General features: G+C 65.6%; 11 protein-coding genes and 1 tRNA gene. 3 read left to right on the top strand and 9 right to left on the bottom strand.

Annotation, left to right across the window (positions count from 1 at the left end; all coding sequences use genetic code 11):
- The first annotated feature begins 141 nt into the window (after positions 1-141).
- Positions 142-216 (top strand) — tRNA-Gln (locus FW796_RS28410).
- A gap of 13 nt (positions 217-229) precedes the next feature.
- Here FW796_RS28410 and FW796_RS28405 read toward each other — a convergent pair.
- Positions 230-1,138 (bottom strand): LysR family transcriptional regulator, encoded by a 909-nt coding sequence (locus tag FW796_RS28405; protein WP_346634224.1) that lies wholly within the window; start codon positions 1,136-1,138, stop codon positions 230-232.
- A 123-nt stretch (positions 1,139-1,261) separates the two neighbouring features.
- On the opposite strand from FW796_RS28405, the gene FW796_RS28400 reads away from it, so the two are divergent.
- Positions 1,262-2,473 (top strand): MFS transporter, encoded by a 1,212-nt coding sequence (locus tag FW796_RS28400; RefSeq protein ID WP_346634223.1) that lies wholly within the window; start codon positions 1,262-1,264, stop codon positions 2,471-2,473.
- Positions 2,474-2,479: 6 nt separating this feature from the next.
- Here FW796_RS28400 and FW796_RS28395 read toward each other — a convergent pair whose 3' ends face one another.
- Together FW796_RS28395 and FW796_RS28390 are read right to left on the bottom strand one after the other, a co-directional pair.
- Positions 2,480-2,779 carry a hypothetical protein gene (locus FW796_RS28395; RefSeq protein ID WP_346634222.1) on the bottom strand — a complete coding sequence of 100 codons (300 nt, stop codon included), beginning with the start codon at positions 2,777-2,779 and terminating at the stop codon, positions 2,480-2,482.
- Between the two features lie 42 nt (positions 2,780-2,821).
- Positions 2,822-3,241, bottom strand: a complete 420-nt coding sequence (locus tag FW796_RS28390; RefSeq protein WP_346634425.1) for a hypothetical protein — start codon at positions 3,239-3,241, stop codon at positions 2,822-2,824.
- A 196-nt stretch (positions 3,242-3,437) separates the two neighbouring features.
- Between FW796_RS28390 and FW796_RS28385 the strand changes: the two genes are divergently transcribed.
- A complete protein-coding gene (locus tag FW796_RS28385) occupies positions 3,438-3,890 on the top strand; it encodes a hypothetical protein (RefSeq protein ID WP_446440445.1) in 453 nt (150 codons plus the stop codon).
- Between the two features lie 78 nt (positions 3,891-3,968).
- On the opposite strand, the gene FW796_RS28380 is transcribed toward FW796_RS28385, so the two are convergent.
- From FW796_RS28380 to gspE, 6 genes are all read right to left on the bottom strand, one after another.
- Positions 3,969-4,682, bottom strand: a complete 714-nt coding sequence (locus tag FW796_RS28380) for a class I SAM-dependent methyltransferase (RefSeq protein WP_346634220.1) — start codon at positions 4,680-4,682, stop codon at positions 3,969-3,971.
- Positions 4,683-4,866: 184 nt separating this feature from the next.
- Positions 4,867-17,400: a filamentous haemagglutinin family protein gene (locus FW796_RS28375; RefSeq protein ID WP_446440444.1), complete on the bottom strand. Its 12,534-nt coding sequence runs from the start codon at positions 17,398-17,400 to the stop codon at positions 4,867-4,869.
- A gap of 192 nt (positions 17,401-17,592) precedes the next feature.
- The gene (locus FW796_RS28370) at positions 17,593-18,765 is read right to left on the bottom strand and encodes a substrate-binding domain-containing protein (protein WP_446440443.1); all 1,173 of its coding nucleotides are present in this window, start codon (positions 18,763-18,765) and stop codon (positions 17,593-17,595) included.
- A 164-nt stretch (positions 18,766-18,929) separates the two neighbouring features.
- On the bottom strand, positions 18,930-20,123 hold the full coding sequence (locus FW796_RS28365) for a substrate-binding domain-containing protein (protein ID WP_346634217.1): 1,194 nt from the start codon (positions 20,121-20,123) through the stop codon (positions 18,930-18,932).
- A gap of 554 nt (positions 20,124-20,677) precedes the next feature.
- Positions 20,678-21,889, bottom strand: a complete 1,212-nt coding sequence (gene gspF, locus FW796_RS28360) for a type II secretion system inner membrane protein GspF (protein ID WP_346634216.1) — start codon at positions 21,887-21,889, stop codon at positions 20,678-20,680.
- A complete protein-coding gene (gspE, locus tag FW796_RS28355; protein ID WP_346634215.1) occupies positions 21,889-23,310 on the bottom strand; it encodes a type II secretion system ATPase GspE in 1,422 nt (473 codons plus the stop codon). The genes gspF and gspE overlap by 1 nt, the downstream gene beginning before the upstream one ends.
- Between the last annotated feature and the right edge of the window lie 418 nt (positions 23,311-23,728).

The raw sequence follows: 23,728 nt of genomic DNA, 5'->3' as shown, positions 1-23,728 counted from the left end.
AAAGACTAAGCAGCTGTTTTCAAACTCATTTTTTTGCTTTTGGGGCTTCACAGCCCGCGCAGAAATTGATAAATTTGCGCCCGTTCTTGCAGCGGCCCTCCCCGGGCCGGCAGTCAAAGCAAGTAACGTCGCAACAGCTACAGGGGCGTCGCCAAGCGGTAAGGCAGCAGGTTTTGATCCTGCCATGCGTTGGTTCGAATCCAGCCGCCCCTGCCATTTTTCTTCATGTTCATCCCCCCAGATTTCGTTCCAGCACCTCCAGCAATGCACTGACCTTGGGCAACCCCTGCCGGCTTTTCAGCCACAGCAGATGAATCGCCTGCCCTTCGCTGGCCCACTGCGGCAGCACTTCGACCAGGGTGCCCTGCGCCAGCTGCTGCTTGACCAGCCACGAAGGCAATTGCGCGATCCCGTAACCTTCCAGCACCGTCATCAACAAGCCCTCGCCATCCCCCACCACGCAACTGGCGGACATCACCCGGCGCTCGCTCTCGCCCGGACGCCCGGTGGCGAAGTTCCAGGGGCTGACTCGGCCGTCCACCCAGCCATAGGCGATGCACTGGTGCCGCTCCAGGTCCTGGTCGGTCAGCGGCGTGCCATGGCGGCGCAAGTAATCGGGGGAGGCACAGAACAGGTGCCACTCACGGCCCAGGCAGCGATGCCCCAGCGCCGCCGGCCACAGGCCCGAACCGCCGAGGCGCACGGCAATGTCCACGCCGGCTTCGAGCGGGTCGATGGCGGAATCGGAAAAGGTGATGTGCGGCTGCAAGCCGGGGTGTTCCCGGGCGAACCGCAAGACGGCGGCCAACACCTGGGAGCGGCCAAAGGTCCCGGGCAGATCGATGCGCACCCGCCCCCGCAGTTCGGTGTTTTCTGCGTTCAGCGCCAGCTCGGCCTCTTCCAGATCGGCCAGCACACCGCTGCAGGTGCGGTAGAAAGCCGTCCCCGCGTCGGTCAACGCCAGGCTGCGGGTGGTGCGCTGGAACAGCCGCGCCTGCAACCGCCCCTCCAGCCGGGCAATGGCCTTGCTGACGGCGGAAGCGGTGAGGTTGAGACGCTCGGCGGCGCCCTTGAAGCTGCCGCAGTCGGCGACGCAGACAAATACATCGATCCCCTTCAAGCGTTCGGAAGAAAACATCGGCGCCTCGCATTCATGAATCTGATTCCATTCATTGGGTAAAAATCATCATAAAACAGAATCAGATTCCCCAGTAAGCTGGCTGCATTCTCCCCAGACCCTGCTACGGACGATGAGGCACGGATGCTGCGCACCCTGAAAGGCTACCCGAAGGCAATCAACCTGCTGCTCACCGGCACCCTGGTGCTGACCCTGGCCCGGGCCATCACCCTGCCCTATCTGGTGATCTACCTGAACAGCGCTTTCGGCCTGCAGGTGAGCGACATCGGCCTGGTGATCGGCAGCAGCCTGATCCTCGGTTCGCTGCTGAGCCTGTATGGCGGTTTCCTGGTGGACAGGACCGCCAGCCACCGCCTGATCCTCGGCTGCTGCGCACTCTTCACCCTGGGCTTTATCGGCACCTTCACGGCCCGCCAGCTGTGGCTGTTCTACCTGTGCCTGGTGCTGATCAACCTGGCCTACGCGGTGATCGACATCGCGATCAAGGCCGGCTTTGCCCAGCGCCTGCCGGTGGAGCAACGCGGCGAAGCCTTCTCGATCAAGTACACCCTGACCAATATCGGCTACGCCGTGGGCCCGTTTCTCGGCGCCGGGCTGGCGCACCTGGAGATCAGCCTGCCGTTTCTGATATCCGCTGCCCTGGGTGCCGGGTTCCTGGCAATCCATCTGATCTGGGGCGATAGACAGTTGGACGGCGCCGGCGCAACGCCAGCGCCGCTCTCCTTCCCGACCCTGGGCAAACAGCTGCTGCGCGATTACCGCCTGGTGTGCTTCACCCTCGGCGGCCTGCTCAGCGCCGTGGTCTTTGGCCAGTTCTCGGCCTATCTCTCGCAGTACCTGGTGATCACCACGTCCCCAGAGGCCACCTACCGCATCATCAGCACCCTGGTGGCGACCAACGCCCTGCTGGTGATTGCCTTGCAGTACAGCATTGGCCGGCGGATTTCCCCGCGCCATCTGAACCGCTGGCTGGCAACCGGGCTGGGGCTGTTTCTGCTGGGGGTCAGCGGGTTTGGCCTGTCCACCAGCCTGCCGCTGTGGGTACTGTCGATGGTGGTGTTCACCCTGGGGGAAATCATCGTGTTTCCCGCCGAGTACATGTTCATCGACCTGATCGCCCCTGAGCCGTTGCGGGGCCTGTACTACGGCGCACAGAACCTCTCCAGCCTCGGCGGCGCCCTGGGTCCGATACTCTGCGGCATGGTCCTGGCCAGCCAACCGGCGCACTGGATCTTCTACATGCTGGGGGCGTTCATTGTCGCCGGCGGGCTGTTCTACTGCCTGGGCGCGGCCAACCTGAGCCAGCCAGGCGCCAGGAAAGCGAATGAGGCTTGATCCTGCTCATGCCGTCAGGGGCATCCCCAGGCGCTCGGCTATCCGCAACAGAGCTGCCCGACAATGCGCTGAAATCACCAGAGGTGGCTCATTGATCATGTACAGCAAATGCTCGAAGGCGACCCCGGCCTCGTTGTGCTCCAGGTAATCGAGCACGATTTCCCGCCCATGCTCCAAGCCCGCCTGGGCCAATGCGTGATCCTGCGGTACGGGTCCGAGTTGCTCATAGGCACGGGCCAGCAAGGGTGACACTTCATCCAGGACGTCAATGAAATCCGCTCGCAGGCGGCGTACTCGCTCAGGCATAAAAGCCACTCCTCATAGGGCAGAAAACCCTCCACTCGCCAATCACCCGTGATCGACCTGTCCCAGCAACTCGCGCCGGACTTGCAGCGCGATGGCCGTGAAGCCCTTGCCTGTACCTCGGTTGCACGTCGAATGATTCAGAGTGGCGGTGATGTCTTTCCAGCACTCCACCGCTTCAACCTGCCGGTGAGTGGGGTCGGTTTCGATTTCAAAATCGATGAAGCGCTCGTCCTGGGTCAACAACAAGCCAAACAGACTGGACATTCCAGGAAAGTCGATATCCAACTTGAGGACGATGGTTGCCGACCAGTCGACACCCTGTGACTCGGCGTAATCCAACAAGGCCTGGGGCATACCCGCGTCCCGCCAGCTCCTTGCGGTGCATTCCAGTTCGTAGGCTCTGAGAGTGTTTTGTTCCTGAACATTGAGCTGACGTTTTTTCAGGAGACGTTCGATGTCCATATCCAACCCGTGTGCTTCGTTGATGACTGCCGGAATCCGCAGGTAGAACCTTCATTTGGCGCCATGGGGTAATGACCGGCCCTGTTCATTGCGGGCCGCGAAGAATAGCCCACCCCACCCATGATCTGGCCAGCAGATTCACACCCGCCACCTTCCGCACGTTCCTCTTTGCACCCCCAACGAAGAGGAATACCCCATGAAAAACACCGACCTCAGCCAACTCATCCTGAGCGACCACGCCCGTATCGAAGCCGCCATCAGTACCGGCGCCGCCTGGGAGGTGTGGTTTCAAGTGGAGTTTCTGATGCTGCTGCGTTCGGCCCATGTGGCCGCCGCCCGCGAAGTGCCCTATCCCGCCCCGAATTCGACCTTGCGCCTGGACGTGCTGGCCCAGCAGAACGGTGAGAACTACGCCATCGAGCTGAAAGTCGAAAGCGCCACCAATGCCGGCAACAAGCTGCTGGCCGAAACCCAGAAAGACATCGAAAAACTCACCAAGTACACCGACCGTGTAGCCGCACGCTGGGCCGTGGCCGTGGGTTACAGCGACGTTGCCAAACGTGGCTTGCGGGCCTTCGCCAACGCTCACAACACCCGGGTCATTTACCAGGAGTCTGGCGCCATAGGGTGCATGATCGCCACGGTTTGACCACCCGCAGCACCACGGCCCCGCCACGGCGGGGCCCTCGACGCCCAGGGCCTTCGGCCCCCTGGGCAGCCCCCTTCATCACACCTTGCGGCTCAGCCAGGCGCCCCAGAACAGGCTGCTGAAGAAGCGCGTTCCCTCGCTGAAACCACCCTCCTCAAGCAACCGCTGCACCGCCGCCTCGGAGTGCGGCGGGTCGGCGCCCTGGAGGATTTTCCCCAGCTTGGCCTGCACCTCATCCGCAGTCGCACCCTGTTGACGCCAGCGTTGGCCCCAGGCCTTGAGCAACAAGGGTTGACTGGCGTAGGCGTAGTGATTGCCCGCAACAACCAGCGGCGCACCGGGCTTGAGACGTCGGCCTATGGCTTGCAGGAGCTGGCGCTTGGCGTCATCGCCGGGCAGATGGTGCAGCACCCCGATCAGGGTGGCCGCCTCGTAGAGCTCCTCCGTCGGCAGATCATCCACCGTGGCCAGTCGCAGCTCTGTTCTGTGCAGCAACCGGTTCGCTTGCAACTGCTGGCGGGCCGCCTCCAGCATCGGCGCCGAAGGGTCCACCGCGGTAAAGCGCCAGCCCGGCTCCAAGGCCGCCATGGCGATGATTTCCTGAGCCGTTCCACCCGCCCCTACGGCCAGTATGTTGGCCGAGCCCGATGGACCCAGGCTGGCCGCCAGCATGCAGGCGGTCAGATCGTGGCAGGCGTCATACCCGGCCAGGGCGATGCGGCTCTGGCGCGCATATTCCTCGGCCCGGGCGGTATCGAACTTTTCAATCGAGTTCACAGAAGATGAGTTCACAGCGTGGCTCCAAAGGTTGTCGAGCCAAGCTAGGTCATGGCGATCAATAATAAAAATTCATTGTTTTTATCCGCTGCATTCCCATAAGGAATAGCCAGTCAACACAACGCCCGCAACGCCGGTACAGCGCATAAAAAAGGGGCGATCAATGATCGCCCCCAAGCCTTGCTACCACGAGAGAACCTTACAGCGTCAGTTGTCCACGCTCCTCATCGGTCAGGCGCGCCCGGGCCTGTTCGCTCAAGGGCCCGGCCCCCAGTACCTGCACCGGGCTGTCGGGGTTGTAGCCCGGGGTGCGGCTGGCTTCTTCACGCTGGCGTTGCACCGGTTCGGAACCAAAGCCCAGCACTTCCACGGTGACGATGGACGCCCGGCCCTGCTTGGCTGCCGCCTGCTGATTGCGCGCCGCGTCCTCCGCGGCCTGGGACGCCGCCGAGCCCGCGGCACTGGCCGAGCTCATGGCCCCGGTGTTGACCGCCGCCGTCACCGGCACCCCGGACGACTTGCCCTGGGTCTGGATGTTCGCCGCGTTGACCACCCGCAGTGCCGCGATATTGACGTTGCCCGAGACCCGGATGCCCGCCTCGCCGGCATCGATGGTGCCCAGGGGGGCGATCAGGTCGATGTCCCCGGCCGCCACTTCGGCAATCGGATTCAGGGTGGCGATCCCCGCCCCGGTGCTGGGCACCGACGGCGACAGGCTGACGTTGCCCCAGTTGTCGTAGACCCGCTTGGGCGGGGTGTAGACCACGGTGGTCTTGGAGCCCCGGCCGGCGTTGATGTCGCCCGCTGCCGACCAGCCCATGATCGAGCCGCCGAAGGTGGTCATGATCCGGCTCTGGCCCAGAAGGATGCTGCCCAGGGAGTACAGCTGGATGTCCCCCGTACCCTGGGTGATGACCCCGGCCGACGCCGGTGGCGCTGTGCCTTCGATGCCGAAGGTCTGGTTGCCGCCCGGGGTCAGCATCTGGATGTTGCCGCCGAAATCGGTGTGCACCCCGGCGCCGCCGAACAGGGTGATATCGCCCTTGTAGGTGATCGGGTTGCCGGCCACATCGGTGCTCGGAAACAGCCCGGCAATCGCCGCCCGGCCCCGGGCGTAGCTGCCCTGGCGTATCCCGCCGTCCTGGGTGTACTCGCGGCCGGCGGCCTTGAGCTCGGCAAAATACACATCCCGGGCAAACACCCGCTGCTGCTCCGCCGGCAAGCTCGCGTAGTAGGCCCGGGCCTGGGTGCTGTCGCCGACAAAACCGAAGCGCTGCGCCAGCCAGTCCACCAGCTCAGCCTCGTAGGTCTTGGCCACCTTGCCCGCCGCCAGGCTTTCACCGGGCTGAGCCAGCCGGCTCGGGTCCAGATAGGCCTCGACGAAGCGCCGATAGTCCGGCCCCGAGGGTCCGACCCCGGCCTGCATCACGATACTGGCCCCGGGACGAGTGTCCCCCGGTGCCACGGCGCCGATGCTGGTGATGCTGACCTTGTCCTCCATGAGGATGTTGCGCCCCGCCGTCAGTTCCAGGGTGCCGGGACCGGCGACGTTGAAGTTGCTGTAGAGGATGTCGCGCCCGGCGCTGACGATGGAAATGTCGCTGGGACTGTTATGGACGAACAGGTTGCCCTGGGCAGACGAAGCATCGCCCGGATCGCCGACGCCGTAGACCCGGCCACTGCTGACGATGTCGCGCCCGGCCATCATCCACACCGCACGACTGCCTTCGTACCAGGTCTGCCCGGCGTGCAACTGCGAGGCCTGGGTGCCGAAGGTAATGATCCGCCCGCTATTGACCCCCAGCAGGTCGCCGTTTACCGCGTAGAAGCGTGCCGGGTCCATGGCGCCCTCGATGATCCCGGAGACGCTGCCGGAATCGAAGGCGAACAGCGGCAAGGTCGACACCGCCGGGTTGCCATTGACTGACAGGTTGCTGGCCACCAGCGTATTGCCGATGCGCCCGACAAAGGCCGGATGCCATGGCGTCGCCAGCGCACTGGCGGCAGCCCCGGACTGGCTGACCGTGAAACCACCGGCATAAATCGAGTCCTCGGCCAGGAACTGCAACTGCCCCTTGGCACCGGGCGCCAGCAGCAAGGGGTAGCGATAGTTGACGTCCTCACGCTGAGGCGCGGCGGCCTTGCCGTAGTAGAGGCTGCCACTGCTGGCCACGGCGCGCAGTATCGACGGGTAGACCACCGCCAGATCGGTCGCGCTGGAAGAGGTGGTGAACGGCGTCAGATTGCCGCCCAGGGACAGCAGGTCGACGGCGGTGCTGTCGGTCCACAGGGTGAACCAGCTCTGGCCAGTGCCTGACTGGGTTCCACGGCTGAAAGGCGCCGGGTTGAACTGCTTGATCCGTCCCGGGTCCTCGACGTTCTGCACCACCAGATCCCCCAGGGTCTGCAGCTGGTAGGTGGCATCGCCCGGCACCAGGGTCATGCCGCCCTGGGCCAGGCCGCGCGTGGCACGCAATGGATCGAAAGCCCGGGTTTCGCTGGGGTTGTGGTCAACGCTGGTGCCGCCATAGAGCAGATTGATGCTGCCCTGGGAGGCACTCTGCAGTTGGGTGTTGCCGCGCAGGTTGACCAGCATGCCGCTGCGATGATCGTTGCTCAGCTCGGCGAGCGGGTTCAGGGCTCCGGCAATACGCACCCGCAGGTCGCCACCGCCGGTCAGTTGCAGGCTGCCATCGCTGGCGAGCCGTCCGGTGCTGCCCACCGCCAACACCAGCCCCTGGCTGCGCGGGCTGATGCCGGCAGCACTGGACAGCCCCTGCAGGACTCCGGCGTCACCGCCGACATTCACCTCCAGGTTGCCGCCCCCCAGGGTGCCGAAGCCGGTGAAACCCACCATCTTGTCGGCAACGCCCGCGGCGTAGGTGCCGAAGTTGATCCACCAGGCCGTGGGTTGGGCCGAGCCGCCGGTGGCGACATCGGCGCTGCCCTGGCGCCACAACCAGTTGCCCACCTCGGCCGAGTCCAGGCCGCTGTCCTTGGGATTGGGCCAACTGTTGCTGTTGCCGGCGACATTGGTGATGTTGCCGGTCAGGTCGCCACCGACGTCGATCCGCAGATTGCCCCCCGCCTCCGGGTACCAGGCACGATACAGGCTGGTGCCGCTGCCATTGACGAACTGCTCGAAGTAGCTGCCCGGATCGTTGAGCACCGTGCTGCCGCTGCCCAGGCCGCGAGGCTGGTTGTAAGGATCGCCGGCGCGAGTGGCCGTGGATGAAGTCCCGGCGGTATAGACCCCATACAGCGAGTCCATGCTCAGGTTGCCGGCGCTGAGCAGTTCCAGGTCGCCGGTACCGGTACGCACCACACTGAAACGGCTGCTGGACGGCCGGGCCTCGTACTCCTTGGCGCTTTGCGCCTGGCAGAAGCTCGGCGTCTCGGCGCACATGGCCGCTACCGAAGGCAGCCCCAGGTCCTGAATGAACTTTTCATCGATCACCTCCCCCACCTTGACCACGATATCGGCCTGGGCCAGTTCGTCCACCGCGGCCTGGGTCCAGACGTAGGTGGCCTTCATTGCGCAGAACTCCGGCGTCTGCGCGCAGAACTCGGCAATGCTGCCCTGCTCCAGGTCATCGAGGACTTTCTGGTCCACCGGGTCGCCTTCCTTGACCACCACGCCGTTTTCCGCCAGGGCCTGGACCGCCGCCAAGGTCCAGGTCATCAAACCCCTGGCCGGCAGTTCCTTGGCAAACATGCCGTAGTGACTGTCCGCCAGATGCAGGTCGCCGCTGCGAGGCGTGGCTTGCAGGATGCGGCTGTCGGCGGCCTCGGTATCGGCCCCGGCCACCAGACGCAGGGACCAGGATTGCGAGCCCTCGGCGAGCATCGGCGCAATGGCCCAGAGCCGGCCCTGGGGCCCGGTCACGTCCGGTCGCAACTGCACCGACTCGACGCCTCCCGGCAGCTTGACGTTGGTTCCGGCAGGAATCAGCGCGCCCTTGGGCAGCGCCTTGCTGCCGTCGAGCAGCACCAGCCCGGCACTGACCTTGGGCAGTGCCACCCCCTTGGGCCAGGTCATCGGCTGCAAGCGCACGTTCTGGGTCAGCAGGCTGCCGGCGTCGAGCCGGGTGCCGGCCACCAGGGTCTGGGCCTCGCTGAGCAGAGTCCCGGCGGCGAACAGCAGATTGCCCGCCGCGTCACGCACCGCGGCCGCAAGTACCGTGCCCGCCGGCAGTACCAGGCTCTGGTCGAGCACTGCGGTGACCGGCAGGCGGGTGCCCGCACTCAGGCTCAAGCCCTTGATCGGCAGGTCGTAGTTGAGGATGGTGCCCGAGGGGAAGCCCGTGCCATCGGCCAGGGTCACTCCGCTGCCCGGCACAAGGGTGGAGCCGCCACTGAAGTCCACTCCCGACAACAGCACCCAGCCCTTGTCGTCTGCGCTCGGGGGCGGTGGGGCGAAACCATCGTTGATGCTGCCGTAGATGTTCAGGTCGCCGCCGGCCCGCAACGTCAGGCTGCCGACCTCGCCGGAGCCGTAGACCGAGGTCTTCTGGCTATGGGGATTGAGGCTGGCATAGCGATAGCCGGACAAGTCCAGGTCACCCTGCACCACCAGATCGCCGTCCGCAGTCTTGCTGACGATCTCGACCCCCGGCCGCAGATGCAAGGCATCGGCGTAGCTGGCGTTGTTCAGCCCGGCCAGTTTGTTCTGCAGCAGGTCGCTGTTTTGCAGGGCCGCGTTGATAAAGGCCGTGCTCTGGGCATGTTTGGCGTTGAGGTAGGCCTGGGTGATCTCCTGGTAAGGGCGACCGCTGGCGGTGGCATCGGACTTCTGCGGTGCATCGTCGTAGCGCAGCATGCCGTTGACCGCGATCGAACGCGCCCCGCGGATATCCAGCGCGCCGCGGGCATCGATATCGATGTCATTGCTGCTCTGGTCCGCCTGGACGATACGCGGCGCATTCAATTCCAGGGTGCCGCGGCTGCGGCCGTCGTTCTGCCCCGCCGCACTGCCCGACGCCACCTCGGTGCCATGGCGCAGGTCAATGCGCACACCCTCGGCCAGGGTCAGCCGGCCCTGGCCGGAATTGAGCACCACGGTGGCACGGTTCGGCGCATCGATGATCTTGCCGTAGCTGTCCACGCGTAGCTGATTGCCATGGGCATCGAGCACCGCGCTGCGGTCCAGCGTCAGACCATTGCTGGCGGCCAGGTTGATGCTGCCGACCTGCTCGCCGCTGGCGTCCACCCGCCCGCTGACCCTCAGGCTGCCGTTGTCCAGCGAGACGTTCACGGTGTTGGCCTTGACCCCGTTGCCGATGTTCAGGTCGCCCTGCTTGAGCTGGAAGCTGCGCGCCCCATGGACCTGCCCCTGATTCAGACGCTGGTTGAGGGCGGCGAACTGCTCGTCCAGGGTGCCGCTGCTGCCCAGGCGCTGGGCCTGGATTTCCACCGCACCGCCCAGGTAAGGCACCCGGGTACCGCCGGCATCATAGGTACCGCTGCTGCTGCCGAGGATCTTGCCGGCCAGGTCCACTGTGCCGGCAGCGCCGTCCAGCGCCACCGCCCGCAGTTTGCCGGCCTGGTTGTTGCTGGCCGAGAGGTCGATGGTCGAGCCCGCCGCCTGCAGCACATTGCCCTCGCGGCTTTGCAGCAGCACTTCACCACCGGCACCGTAGCGGGTCAGGTCATTGAACGCGCTGGCCCGACCGGCCACATCGATCAACGCCGCATCGCTGAGCAGCACATCGCCACGGGCACTCAGGGTCACCTTGCCGCTGGGCAGCACCACGGCGCTGGCCAGACGGAGGCTGTCGCCCTGCAGGGACAGTTCCGCGCCCTGGCCATTGGCCGTGCCACGGGGCCCGGCCGAGGCGCTGATGTCGATGGCGCCACCGGCAGTGATGCGGTTCACCGATCCGGCCTCGCCGGTCATCAGCGGGGTGAGGATATTCAGCTTGCCGCCGCTGTAGGCAAAGCCGCTGACCGGGTCGTAAGCCCCCTGGTGCTGATAGACCCTGAGGCTGCCCTTGTGGTTGGCGGTAATACGCTGGCTGGCATTCAGGTTGACCCCGGCAAAACCCAGGGCCAGGCGGTCCAGGCTCTTGCTGCTGCTGGGCTGAGCAAAGGCGCCATAGCCGAATTCAATGCGCTCGGCATTGATTTCCAGACGTCCGCTGCCAGTACCGGCACCACCGGCCACTACCGCCCCGGCCGGTGCCTCGGCGCCCTGCCAGATCAGGTTGGCGGTGTGGATGCTGGCCACATCGTTGGCACCACCTGCGCCATAGATCGCCGGAGTGGACAGCATCAGGTTGCTCAGCAGCGACTGGCCGGTGAGCGGGTCGTAGGTGTCAAGGCGAGTGCTGCCGTAGAAGTTGAAACTGTCCCGGGCCGAGAGCTGCAGAGTCTCTAGGGCCGGCGCGCCGGACTGGGTATCGCCGCGCAGCAGGCGGTCCAGCACTTGCTGAGTCAGGGTCATGCCGCTGGGCAGGCGATTGCCGGCCGCCGCGGCCGCCAGGGCTTCGGCACTGCCGACATTGATGGTGTTCAACCCCAGGTTCAGATGGCGGGTGCCATAGCGCACCTGATCGCCCAGTTCAAAGGCGTTGTCGGTCAGGGCGACGATGCTGCCGTCGGAGTACAGCGCGGTCTGGCCGCTGCAGGGAGCGCTGCTGCACACCCCGAGCCGGATGCCGCCACTGGATTGCCCGCCCGCTTGCGCCTTGCCGATCACATTGAGCAGGCCGTTGGAGACAGCCAGCATGTTGGCCACCTGATAGGTGAAACCGTCACGGGCGTCATAGCTGGCCTTGCCGCGGCCCAGGCTGTTGATCGACGCGCCCTGCTCCAGGACGATCTGCCCGGTATTGCTCACCAGGAACACTTCCGGCGCCGCCAGGGTCACGCCCTCGCGCAAGGTGATGGAGCCCTTGGGCGCATTGATGCCTTCGGCCAGGGTGATGTAGTTGCCGCCCTGGCCATATTTGACCAGGGTCAGGCCACCGAGCATCAGGCGCGCCGCGCCCATGGCATTGAGGCTGTTGGCGTCCAGGGTGACCCCATTGAAGCCGCCGGTGGCGGACTTGCCGCTGGCCACCACTTCGATACCGCCCTCGCCCATGTTCAATACCGCGACCGTGCCGCCGTAGCCCCCGGCAGCGGCATCGAAGCGCCCGATGCCCTGGAAGGAGAAGGCATCGGCACCGGCGCCCGGCTGCAGGGCCAGTTTCAGGGTCTTGGCATCCACCGGCAGCATCGGTCGTGGCACGCCGAGCTTGGCCGCGTCGGCCAGGGCGAACTGGGCATAGCCGGTTTCGTTGTACTGGGAATAGCGACGCAGGGTATCGGCCGACGTCAGGATCAACTGGCTGGCGACACTGTTGCCGATCCCGGTATGGGCGATCGACAAGCGCCCGGCGGTGGACCAGGAGCCGTTGCGCAGTTGCTGGGTCGCGCCTTCGGTGCCGAGCCCGGCCAGGCCGTTGATCTCCACGCGCAAGGCCCCCGGCATCAGTGCATAGGTGGACGGCATCAGGGTGTAGGTGCCCGCCGCCAACCCCGGCACTCCGGCGCCGATAGTGATCTGCTGGCCGATCAGCGGGTCCACCGCGCCGCCCTCCGGCGCCACCGGTGCATAGCCCGGCTGCACTCCGGGGACGATGGCGTAGATCGGGTTGCTGGCCAGGCCCGGCAGGATGAAGCTGCCATTGGCGCCGATCTGCACCAGCGGGCTGTAGCGCGCATCGGTGGAGCCGCCACGCCCGGAAATGAACCCGGCGCCCAGCAGTTCGCCGCCACCGGACAGGTCCACGGTGGCATTGGACTGCACCTGGACCGCCTTGCCCCCCAGGATCACCCCGACGCTCAGGTCGCTGTTCTCGTTCACCAGGGCGCCCTGGCCGAGGAAGGTCACGGTCTTGCCGTTGTACTTGTAGACCTGGCCATCGACGGTGCCGCCGTAAGGCAATACCAGGCCCTTGCCGCTGACCGAAGTCAGGCTGCCGGGCAGCAACTCGACCTGGCTGGCGCCCAGGTTGCCGATCTCGATCAGGCCCAGGGGCGCCCGAATCACCCCGCCTTGCTTGATGCTGGCCGCGCCCAGTTGCAAGCGGCCGAAGGCCGAGTAAGGCACAGGCGCCTGGTCATTGCCGGTGCGGCCGATGGTCAGGGTGCGCGCGGGGTCGAAGTTGATGCTGGTGCCGGAGATATCGTTGAGGTAACCGGCAATCACCCGGGCCCCGACCTCGGTGGCCGGGTACAGCTGCGCGGCCCGCAGAGTCATGTCGCCCTGGGTCAGCAACTGGGTGCTGATGCCCTTGGCGATCACATCGGCACCGGCCCCGGCAAGAAAGCGCAGGTCGCCCTGGCTGGTCAGTTGCACATGGTCGAAGCCCCGGCGCTCGACGCTGAGCAGGCTGTTGTCGGCCTGGCGCAAGGTACCCTTGCTGCCGAACACCACGTTGCCGCGCACATCGATCAACTGGCCGCTGGCGTTGAACTGCGCCTGTGTGCTGCGTTGCGAAGGCGTGCCAGTGGCGACCGGACGCACGTATTGATCCTTGGCCTCCAGGGGCGCGAGGATGCCCGCCAGCAACAGGTAGGGTGCCGACAGGTTGACCCGGCTATTGGCCGCGGCGCTGTCGCTGAGGTTCAGGGCGCCGCTGTACAGGCGCAGGCTCTGGCCCATGTTCAGCGACACATCGCCGTCGAAGCTCAGCAGACCGTTGCTCAGCAGTGCCAGGTTGTCGAAGCCGCCGGCTGTGACCTGATCCACCCCGAGGCGGCCGTGGCCGTACTCCAGGCTGGCGGCTGCGGCGTCGGCGCTACCGGGCAATGCACTGCCCTGATGGCTCTGGCTGAGCACCAGCTCCCGGGCCTTGAGCACCCGATCGTTGACCGCGTTCTTGATGTAGTACGGGCTTTCCAGGGCCAGGGACAAAGTGCCCCCCGCCGCGCCGGCGCCCCCGGCCCGGGCGACGAAGCTGCCGTCCAGGTACAGGCCGTTGTTGGAGGCGAAACTGATGCTGCCACCGTTGCTGGCCACCTGCACCCGGCCCTGGCCGGGAATGTCCAGGGCCGCCTGGGCCCCGGAAGCGTCGAGACGCGCCCCGTCGCGCACCACCACAAACAGGTCGCTGGCCTTGGCAATGCCGGTGGCCAGGTCAATCTCGCCACCGATAGCGATCTTGCCGCCATTGCGCACCTGACCGTAACGGCGACCGCGGTTGTCCACGGCGCTTACCGCCCGCGCCGCCACGTCGATCAGCGCCTGCTCGCCGACCCAGATCGAACGCCCGTGACCGGCGGCGTTGGCGGCCTCGGAACTGGCCACCGTCAGGCCGCCCAGACTGACGCTGCCGCCCCAGGCATTCAGCGTGCCGTTCATGGTCAACTGGCCAACGCTGCGCAGGTTGATGGCCTGCCCCGGATCGACATTGATCACCGCGCCCTGCCCCACGTTCAGCGCCGTGGTGGCCAACTGGGCAGCCGTGGAGTACTGATTGCCGGCGCTCAGGGTCAACCCGGCGCCACGGCGCTGGGTCAGCACGCCCTTGGCCGCGTCCTGCGGGTAGAGCTCCGGCAGCCATGGCTGCAGAACGCTGGCCGGATCGCTGCCAGTGGCGCTGCTGCCAGCCTGGGCTCCGAAGCGGTAGAGCGGCATCTTGACCTCGACCTGGGCGCCGTCGGCCACCGTCAGGCCTTCGTTGCCGGTGATGTCGTAGGCTCCGAAGCCCTTGTTGAAGAAGTCCCCCGCCAGTTGCAGGGTGCCGGCTTGCGGGGCGACGTCCTTGGCGCCGATCAGTACCTTGTGGGCCTGCAGGGCCAGGGTGCCGCCGCCGTTGACCCCATAGCCGCGCAGCTCGCCATTGAGGTCGAGCTTGCCGTCGGCCGCCAGGGTCACGTCACCGCCCTTGCCGCCGCTGGTCTTGCCGTCATAGCCAATGCCGGCGCCGGAGCCGGCATCCACCAGGGTGCCGTTGCCCAGGTTGAGGTCGCCGCTGCTGCGCAACGACAGCTTGCCACCGTTGATAAAGGCCAGGCCGCTGCTGTCCGACGGGTCCAGGGCCAGGTTGCTCCAGCGCCCACTGACATCCAGCTTGACCCCGCTGGCCACATCGACCCGGGCCTGGGCACCGCCAGCGGGCGCGAGGATCACATCGCCGACCACGAAGTTGCGGTTCACATCCACCTGGTTCAGTACGTTGCCGGCGTTGATGCTGCCGCCATGGGCCGTGAGGTTGGCATTGACCTTGACCTCTGGCCCGAACAGGGTGATGTCGCCGCCGTGCGCCACTTGCAGCGCGCTGTTGACCTGGATCTGCTGCTTGGCGCCGACCTTGATCGCCCCCAGCTGGAAGCCGTTGAGCGTGTCGCTGTCCAGCACCAGTTGGCCCTGACGGTTGGCCGGCAGCGCTGTAGTGAGGTCCAGGCCGTCGGCGATCTTCTGCTGGTTGGCCTCGATCAGCACCTTGTCCACGGTGGGACTCAGGGCATAGCGCAAGGTGCCGCTGGCCTTGTTGTAGATCGGCGTGTAGTTGCCAATGATCAGCTGCGCACGCTGGGCCGCGGCCTTGTGCGATTGCTGATAGCCATCGAGGTTGAGGTTCGGCGCCTGGGTCTGGCGGTCGCCCTTGAACACTTCGCTGACCAGCTGGCCTTCAAGCACCGCGTTGCCGGTACCGATCACCAGCTTGCCGGCATCGCGGCCGACGCTGTAGCCGGCCTCGTAGCGGCGCTGCTGGGCGATCAGCGGGTTGTAGTAGTAATCGGTGCGGCCCCAGCGCGGGCTGCTGTCCACATAGCCCTTGTAGATGCCGGTGTAGAGCAGGTCTCCCGGAGCCCGGGACAGTTCGTACAGACGCCCGTCGGCGCCCTTGAGCCAGGTCTGCTGGATATAGCCGCCCTGCACATCGACGGTGCCGCCGGACAGGTTCAACTGAGCCCCGGATTGGGTCACCACCTCCTTGCCGGTAAAGGTCAGGGTGCCGCCCTGGGCCATCCACTCGCCAATGTTGTGGCCCTGGGTGCCCAGGTAGCCGCCCACTTCCAGCAGGCCGCCGGCGGTGTACCAGCGATCGGTGGCGTAGCCGTTGGTGCCCGCCGGGACGAACACCAGTTCGCGCAGGTCGACCCAGACGTCGTTGTTGATCAACTGGCCGCTGTCGCGGTTGCCCGCCGAGTCGCGCTGCTCGTTGCCCTGGACGTTGATCTTGATGTTGTTGGACTCCATCGCCACCTTGACCCCGACGGCCCCGGCCACATCGATCACCGCGCCATCGCGCACCAGGCTGCGCTGCCCGGCGCTGACCGCCACCTGGCCGCCGGTGGCCAGGGTGATGGAGCCGTTCTGGAAGTCCACGCTGCCGCCGCTAACGATCTCCACCCGGGACTGATCGGTGCGGTCGGCGACGCTGCTCAAGTTATTGAACTGGCCGGTGATCAGGTTGGTCGGGGTACCGTCGAGGTTGATCAGGCCATTGTTGCGCTGGCTGTCCAGGGCGGTGCTGCCGGAGCTGTCCAGCACAATCGCCGTGGTGCTGCCCTGCCCCAGGGTCACGCTGCCGCTGCTGTCGCTGGCGGCGTTGAGCAAGTGGATAGTGCCGCGGGTGTCCACCGAGGTGCTGGCCAGGGCCACGCCGTTCTGTTGCACCTGATGCCCAGTCAGGGTGATGTCGCCGGTGGACGCCATGATCAGCCCGCTGTTGCTGACCTTGCCGGCGCTGCCGGGCTTGAGCGAGGTGGCGACCTCATTGCCCCGTGTCGTCGAGTGCTGGTTGCCGCTGGTGCCGACCCCGCGGCGGATGTAGAAACTGTCGCCGGCAGCCAGAGTGGTCTGGCCCTTGGCGGTGACGAGGGTGCCGGCGTTCTCCACTTCCGCGCCCAGGAGCAAGGCATAACCGCCGGACTCGGTGGAACTGGCCGGAGCGTGGGTCTGGATCAGCGCGCCACGCTGCACCTGGACCTTGCCCAGCGCGTCGCTGAAGGTCGGCTGGGTGCCGTTGGCGTCCACATAGAGCCCGCGCTGGGTGAACTGTTCATCGCTGATGGTGGCCGCGGCCGCCACCAGATTGCGCACGTTGACCTGGCTGGTGCCGGTAAAGATCACCCCATTGCGGTTCATGATCATCACCGTGCCGGCGCCCTTGATCTGGCCCTGGATCTCGCTGGGCCGACCGTTGGGGTCGTTGACCTTGTTCAGCAGCGCCCAGTTGGACTGCTGCTGGAAGTCCACGGTGGTGTTGCGCCCGACGTTGAAGGTCTCCCAGTTGAGGATGGCCTTGTCGGCGGTCTGTTCGATGGTCACCGTGGTCTTGCCGCCGGACTGGCTCTGCACCGGACCCTTGGCGTTGATCCAGCCCTGGGTCAGGCTGTTGTCGACCTTGAGCCCGCCCTGGCCAAGGCCATCGGGAATACTGCTCACCGTGCCGAAGGCCGCCTGACGCGCCGCGGCCTGGGCCGCCTGCTGGGCGGCGATGGCGGCGACGCTGGCATTGAGATTGCTCAAGGAACGCTGCAACTGCTGGTTGGCCCGGGTCTGCTGGGACAACGGCGGAATCCCCGGTACCTGGCCGTTGGTGCGCGCGGCGGTGGCAGCCTGGGAGGCGCCCTTGTCGGCAAACCAGCCGGAACTGAACGCCGTGGCGCCATGGGCACTGCCCGCCATCATCAACAGGGCGATGGCGTGGGCCAGGGGCTTGAGCCGCAGGATCGGCATCTCGCCATCAAGGCGCAGGGCTGGGGATTTGACCGGAGGTTTGCAGCGAACCATTACTACTCATCCTTTGTTATGACGCCCACGGGAGCGCGACGCTTGTAGGGCCCAGGGCGCGCGTCACTGCTTTAGGGAATAGGCCGTTGGCGCAAGGCGCGACCGAACGGATGTCACGGAAAATTCATCTGCCGGGTGTAATGCAGGCCACAACAGGTTGCGGCAACGGCCCGGGCCGTTGCCGCAGCGCCCTCAAAGAGGACGCCCAATACCGTTGCAGACGTTGGGATTGCCGATGCTCAAGGCGCTGGTCGGGGTGAGAAAGGTGCTGCGAATCGCCGTCTTCCAGTTAGCGGGCAGCGGTTGCAGGCGGTTGTTCCTGATGGCCGTGTCGTTGAGCCCAAACGCGCTGTAGTGACGAGAGAAGAACGCCCGGACCTGCGCAGTCTGGGTGGCATCGGCGTAGCACTGGCTGAACACCAGATTGGTGAAGCCCAGAATCGGATACCCGACATGCGGATAAGCCACCACACTGGGATCGTAGGGGCTAGGGTTTGCGGCAAACTGCGGCACCCAAGTGTTGGGGTCGCTCAGGTACGGCATGAGCTCCGGCGACAATGGGGTTCTGATGGCGTTGATCGTATCAACGATGTTGGCCGGTGTCGGGGCGATACCGTCCACCCGCGCCACCTTGCTGCCATCCTCAAGGCCCGCCAGGCTGCTCGCCGCGTACGTCGCGCCGATGAAGGTGATGCTGCCGACCGTGGCATTCACCGTCGCCATGATCTGCGCGTTGCTGACAGCGGTGACGGCATTGGCCGGAGGCCCGGAAGGATGGGCGTAGGCGAAGGATCGGCTAGGCGAAAACGGCCCACTGGATTCGTTGCAACGGGCATTGAGAAAGCGCGTGAACACTTCCGTGGTAGCGCTTGAACCCTGGGGGTAAACCACGGTGATCGGGCCGTTACGCGCCGAACCATAGAGCTGACTCCAGTCAACCAAGCGACCGGAAAAAATGCCGCATAGGTCATTGGTGCTCAGGTTCAAGGCAGCGCCGGGCTTGTTGAACGCAATCGCGATACTGGTCGCCGCTGACGGCACCTGTATCAGTGGCCCCCAGGCCGGCTTGTGCAGCAAGGCATAGTTGTTCAGCTGGGCACTGGTCAACTTGGACTCAGTGGCTATCCAGTGCACATTCTTGCTGTTATCCCCCGGCACCAGAGCGCCGTAGTCGTTGTTCAGAAATGCTTCCCGGTCGCGCTGATCCAGCCCCAGATACGGCGCAAACCCCGCGCTCAGTACACCGGGGGTCTGGTACAGCGGCTGGGGCAAGGTCGAACCGCCACCATTCAAATCCGCCAGCGCTGGCTGGGCGCACACGGCACTGCAAAGCAATGAAGCCATCCACCAATGGACGTTGGGCATGATCAGACTCCTGTCGAATCAGGGCGTGCCAGGGACAGGTCCGCGAACCTGGGCAGCGCCGTGCGGATACCTGCAACGCCGTGGGTGGCAGCTGCAGGACAAAAAAAATCAGCAACGGCGCAAACCGTTGCTGATCGGGTGTTGCGACTCGGTAGCAGCCTGCGTTACAGCGGACGACCGATGGTGTTGCAGACGCTGGTGTTGCCGATGCTCAGCACGTTGGAAGCGTTGACGAAGTTGTCACGAATGGCGGTTTTCCAGGCCGCTGGCAGCGGTACGAAGCGGTTGTTCTTGATGGCGTTGTCGTTGTTGGTCAGCGAGCTGGAACCATAGTGACGGCCGAAGAAAGTCCGCACTTGCGAGGTCTGGGTAGCGTCGGCGTAGCACTGGCTGAAGATCAGGTTGGTGAAGCCCAGGATCGGGTAGCCGGTGGTTGGGTAAGGCACGACGCTTGGATCGGTGGCGCTGGCAGTAGCCGCGAATACCGGTACCCAGTTGTTGGGCTTGGTGCCATCGACGATGGTGCCATCCTTGCGCAGCACGGTCGGAGGCTCGATGGCTTCGATGGCGGCGGAAACGTTGGCAGGCGCTGGCGAAACACCGGCCACCTTGGCCACCTTGGTAGCGTCGTCCAGACCGGCCAGGGTCGTGGCGGCGTAGTCCGGGCTCATGTAGGTGATGCGACCGTCGGCAGCGTTCAGCGCGTCCATCACGCCTTGGCTGGTGACCGCGGCTACAGCACCGGCAGGCAGGCCACCCGAGTAGCTGGAGGCGAAGTTGGTGGTCACGGCGAAGGTGCCGGTTTCAGCGCACTTGGCGTTGAGGAAACGGGTGAACAGCTCGGTGGTGCCGCTGCTTTCGTTGCGGTAGACCACGGTGATGGCACCGGTACGACCCGAACCGGCGATCTGGTTCCAGGTAGAGACACGGCCCGAGAACACGCCGCACAGGTCGTTGACGCTCAGGTCAACGGCAGCAGTGCCGGCCTTGTTGAACGGAATGGCAACCGAAGTGGCGACCGAAGGCACCTGGATCAGCTTGCCCCAGGCGGCTTCGTGACCGCTGGCGTAGGCGCTCAGTTCAGTGGCAGAGAGCTTGGAATCGCTGCCGGCCCAGTGCACGTTCTTGCCAGTAGTGCCGGCCACGAACTTGGTGTAATCGTTGTTCAGGAAGGCAGATTTGCCGTTGCCGCTGCCTACGCCGATGTAGGGAGCGAAGCCGGCAGTCAGTACGCCGGAGGTCTGATACAGCGGTTGTGGCAGGGTAGCGCCACCACCGTTGATGTCAGCCATTGCAGCTTGTGCCGAGCACAGGGCTGCCAGGGTCATGGATGCCGCCAGAACGTTGCGCTTAAACATGAAGAATCTCCTTTCGTCGTGTTCGTACGTTGGGTGAATAGCTCTTGCATGACGCCATGGCGCTCGGGCCAAAAGCCTTGTTCCAGACGGCTTGAGGGGTGAGGCCATGGAAAGAGAAGTTCGCAGTTTCCGGTGACAGATAAAGGAAAAAACCTCGGGAGAAACCGGCTGTTTTTGCAAAAGATTCTCGGGTGTTTGTCGCCGTTTTTCGGGCCTTTCCCGGGAAGGTGACAGCCAGGTTTCCGAGGCTGGCGCCGGCATCGCCCTGCAAGCGCCGAGGGTGGTGCAGACAGCGCTGGAACATGACAGAACGAGGAACCCGAGGTTGGCCCGTTGCCCGGTCGGGAGTGAGGCTGGCGGGATGAAAATTTATGCCTGCCCTGCCCTGTACCTCGGCTGCGCCCCCCTCGTAGGAGCCCGCTTGCCGGCGAAGAGGCCCGCGAGACCTGCATCGCCGGTGCCGACGCCTTCGCTGGCAAGCCAGCTCCTACGGACCGAGCCAGATCGGGCCGGACGGGGCCAGACCGGGGTCAGGTCGGGTCGGGTTGTGCGGTTCAGGTCACCAACTGGTTGATCTCGATGATCGGCAGCATCACCGCCATGACGATCACCAGCACCACACCGCCCATGACCACGATCATCAGCGGTTCGAGCAACGCGGTCATGCCCATGGCCCGACGTTCGATATCCCGGGACAGGGTCAGGGCCGCCCGCTCCAGCATCGGCGGCAAGGCACCGGTCTTTTCGCCACTGGCGATCAGGTGGATCAGCACCGGCGGGAAGACTTTCTCCACCCGCAGCGCAGCCGCCAGGTTGGCCCCTTCGCGCACCTTGGCCGTGGCCTCGCTGACGCTCTGGCTCAGGCGGTCGTTGGACAGGGTCTGGCGCGCCGCGTCCAGGGCCCGCAGCAGCGGCACCCCGGCGCCGCTGAGAATCGCCAGGGTCGAGGCGAAACGCGCGGTGTTCAACCCCAGGACAAAACGCCCGAACAGCGGCAGGCGCAGAATCCGACTGTGCCAGCTCAAGCGTGCCCGGGGGTTGCGCAGGTACAGCCGCCAACCCCAGAACCCCGCCACCATGGCGCCGAAACACTGAATGCCCCAGGCACGAATGAAGTCGCTGGCGTTGAGCATGGCCAGGGTCAGCCCCGGCAGGTCCTGGCGGGCCTGGGAAAAGGCGCTGACCACCTGGGGCACCACATAACTGAGCAGGAAAATCACGATGCCGATGGACACCAGTCCCACCACCCCGGGGTAGATAAAGGCGGTCAGGATCTTGCCCCGCAGGCCGTTGCGCTCCTCGATATAGTCCGCCAGCCGCTCCATGACCTGGGCCAGGTCGCCGGACTCTTCACCCGCGGCAATCAGCGCCCGGTAGATGTCCGGAAAGTCCCGCGGGCGCGCCGCCAGGGCCTCGGCCAGGCGCATGCCGCTGCGCACATCCGCGCGCACCGCGCTCAGGGTCTGGGCGATGTGCTTGCGCTCGGCCTGCTCCACCGTGGCACTCAGCGCCGCCTCCAGGGGCAGGCTGGCCCCCAGCAGGCTGGCTAGCTGGCGCGTGGCCCAGGCCAGGTCGTTGTCGCTGAGCCTGGGGCTGAAGAGTCCCCCTGCTGCGCCGGTGCCTGGGTTGCTGTCCAGTTGCACCTGCAGCGCAGTCAGGCCCCGGCTGCGCAGGCTGGCGAAAGCCGCGCCCTGGCTGTCGGCTTCCAGGTGGCCGGACTCGATCTTGCCGAGCGCGTCGGCGGCTTCGTAGCGATAGCGATTCATCAGGCGTCCCGTGTCACACGTAGGATTTCTTCCGGTGCGGTGGCGCCGCTGCGCACCCAGCGCTCGCCGTCCTCACGCATGCTCAGCATCCCCGCCCGCCGCGCGGCGGCCCGCAGGGCCTGCTCGTCGGCGCCCTGGTGGATCAGGCTGCGGATGTCATCGTCGATGCAGAACAGCTCATGAATCCCGGTGCGGCCGCTGTAGCCGATGTGGTTGCAGGCCGGGCAGCCCACCGGGTGCCAGGTACCGGGATGGGCCGGATCGGCTTGCTTGCACTGGTTGCACAAGCGGCGCACCAGCCGCTGGGCCAGCACCCCGAGCATCGACGAGGCCAGGAGGAAAGGCTCCACCCCCATGTCAATCAGGCGGTTGACCGCCGAGACCGCGTCGTTGGTGTGCAGGGTCGCCAGCACCAAGTGCCCGGTGAGCGAAGCCTGGACTGCGATCTGCGCGGTTTCCAGGTCGCGGATCTCGCCGATCATGATCACGTCCGGGTCCTGGCGCAGAATCGCCCGCAGGGCCAGGGCGAAGGTCATGTCGATCTTGGCGTTGACCTGGATCTGACTGATGCCCGGCAAGTCGTATTCCACCGGGTCCTCGACGGTGAGGATATTGCTGGTGCTGGCATCCAGCCGGGCCAGGGCGGCGTAGAGGCTGGTGGTCTTGCCGCTGCCGGTGGGACCGGTGACCAGGACGATGCCGTGGGGCTGACGGATCAAGCCATCCAGACGCGCCAGGACATCCGGGTCCATGCCCAGGGTTTCCAGTTGCAGGCGCCCGGCCTGCTTGTCCAGCAGACGCATCACCACCCGCTCGCCGTGGCCGGTGGGCACCGTGGACACACGAATGTCGATGGGCCGCCCGGCCACCCGCAAGGCAATGCGCCCGTCCTGGGGCAGGCGTTTTTCGGCGATATCCAACTGGGCCATGATCTTGATCCGCGACACCAGTGCCCCGTGCAGCGCCTTGCGTGGCGAGACCACGTCGCGCAGGGTGCCGTCGACCCGGTAGCGCACCACCGAGTGGGTTTCAAAGGGCTCGATATGGATATCACTGGCCTCATCCCGCGCGGCCTGGGTGAGCAAGGCGTTGATCATGCGGATCACCGGGGCACCGTCCTGGGTGTCCAGCAAGTCGGTGATTTCCGGCATGTCTTGCATCAGGCGGTCCAGGTCCACCTCATTCTCCGCTGCCCCGACCACCGCCGCGGCGCTGCCGGTGTCGGCGTAGGCCGTGGCCAAGAGCCCGTCGAGCTCGTCGTCGCGGATGCGCTCCAGGCGTGCGGGGCCGAACTGGCGGCGGGCTTCGCTGATCGACCAGCCGGGGGTCGAGGGGCAGACCAGCAGGGTGGCGCCCTCCTCGCTGTGACGCAGGAGAATGCGTTGAGATTTGGCCCAGGCGTAGGGGAGCTGGGTGGTCATTGCTTGTGCCTCCTGGTGGGGTGCATATCCGGTGGTGCGGGTGGGGCTGATTACGGTTTTTGTTCTTACCGCGGGGTTGGGTACATATCCGTTCCTGCGGGTGTGGCGGCTTACGGTTCCGCTTTTACAGCGGGGGTTGGGTGCATATCCATTCCTGCGGGTGTGGCGGCTTACGGTTCCGCTTTTACAGCGGGGGTTGGGTGCATATCCGGTGCTGCGGGTGCGGCCACTTATGGTTCCGCTCTTACAGCGGCTCACTTTTGAAAAGCGCAAAAGTAAGCAAAACGCTCTGCCCCTCCACTCGGTGCCTCGCCTAGGCTCGGCATGCCCTCACTCCGGCATTGATCCGTGGGCCGCCGCCACCGGCCATCCCTGGCCGGGTGGCGGCTAACCCGGCGTCCTGCCGGGTTACCCACGG

This window comes from Pseudomonas sp. 910_21 (assembly GCF_052850735.1).
The sequence above is the reverse complement of the archived record's forward strand: the minus strand, read 5'-3'. Positions and strand labels throughout refer to the sequence as shown.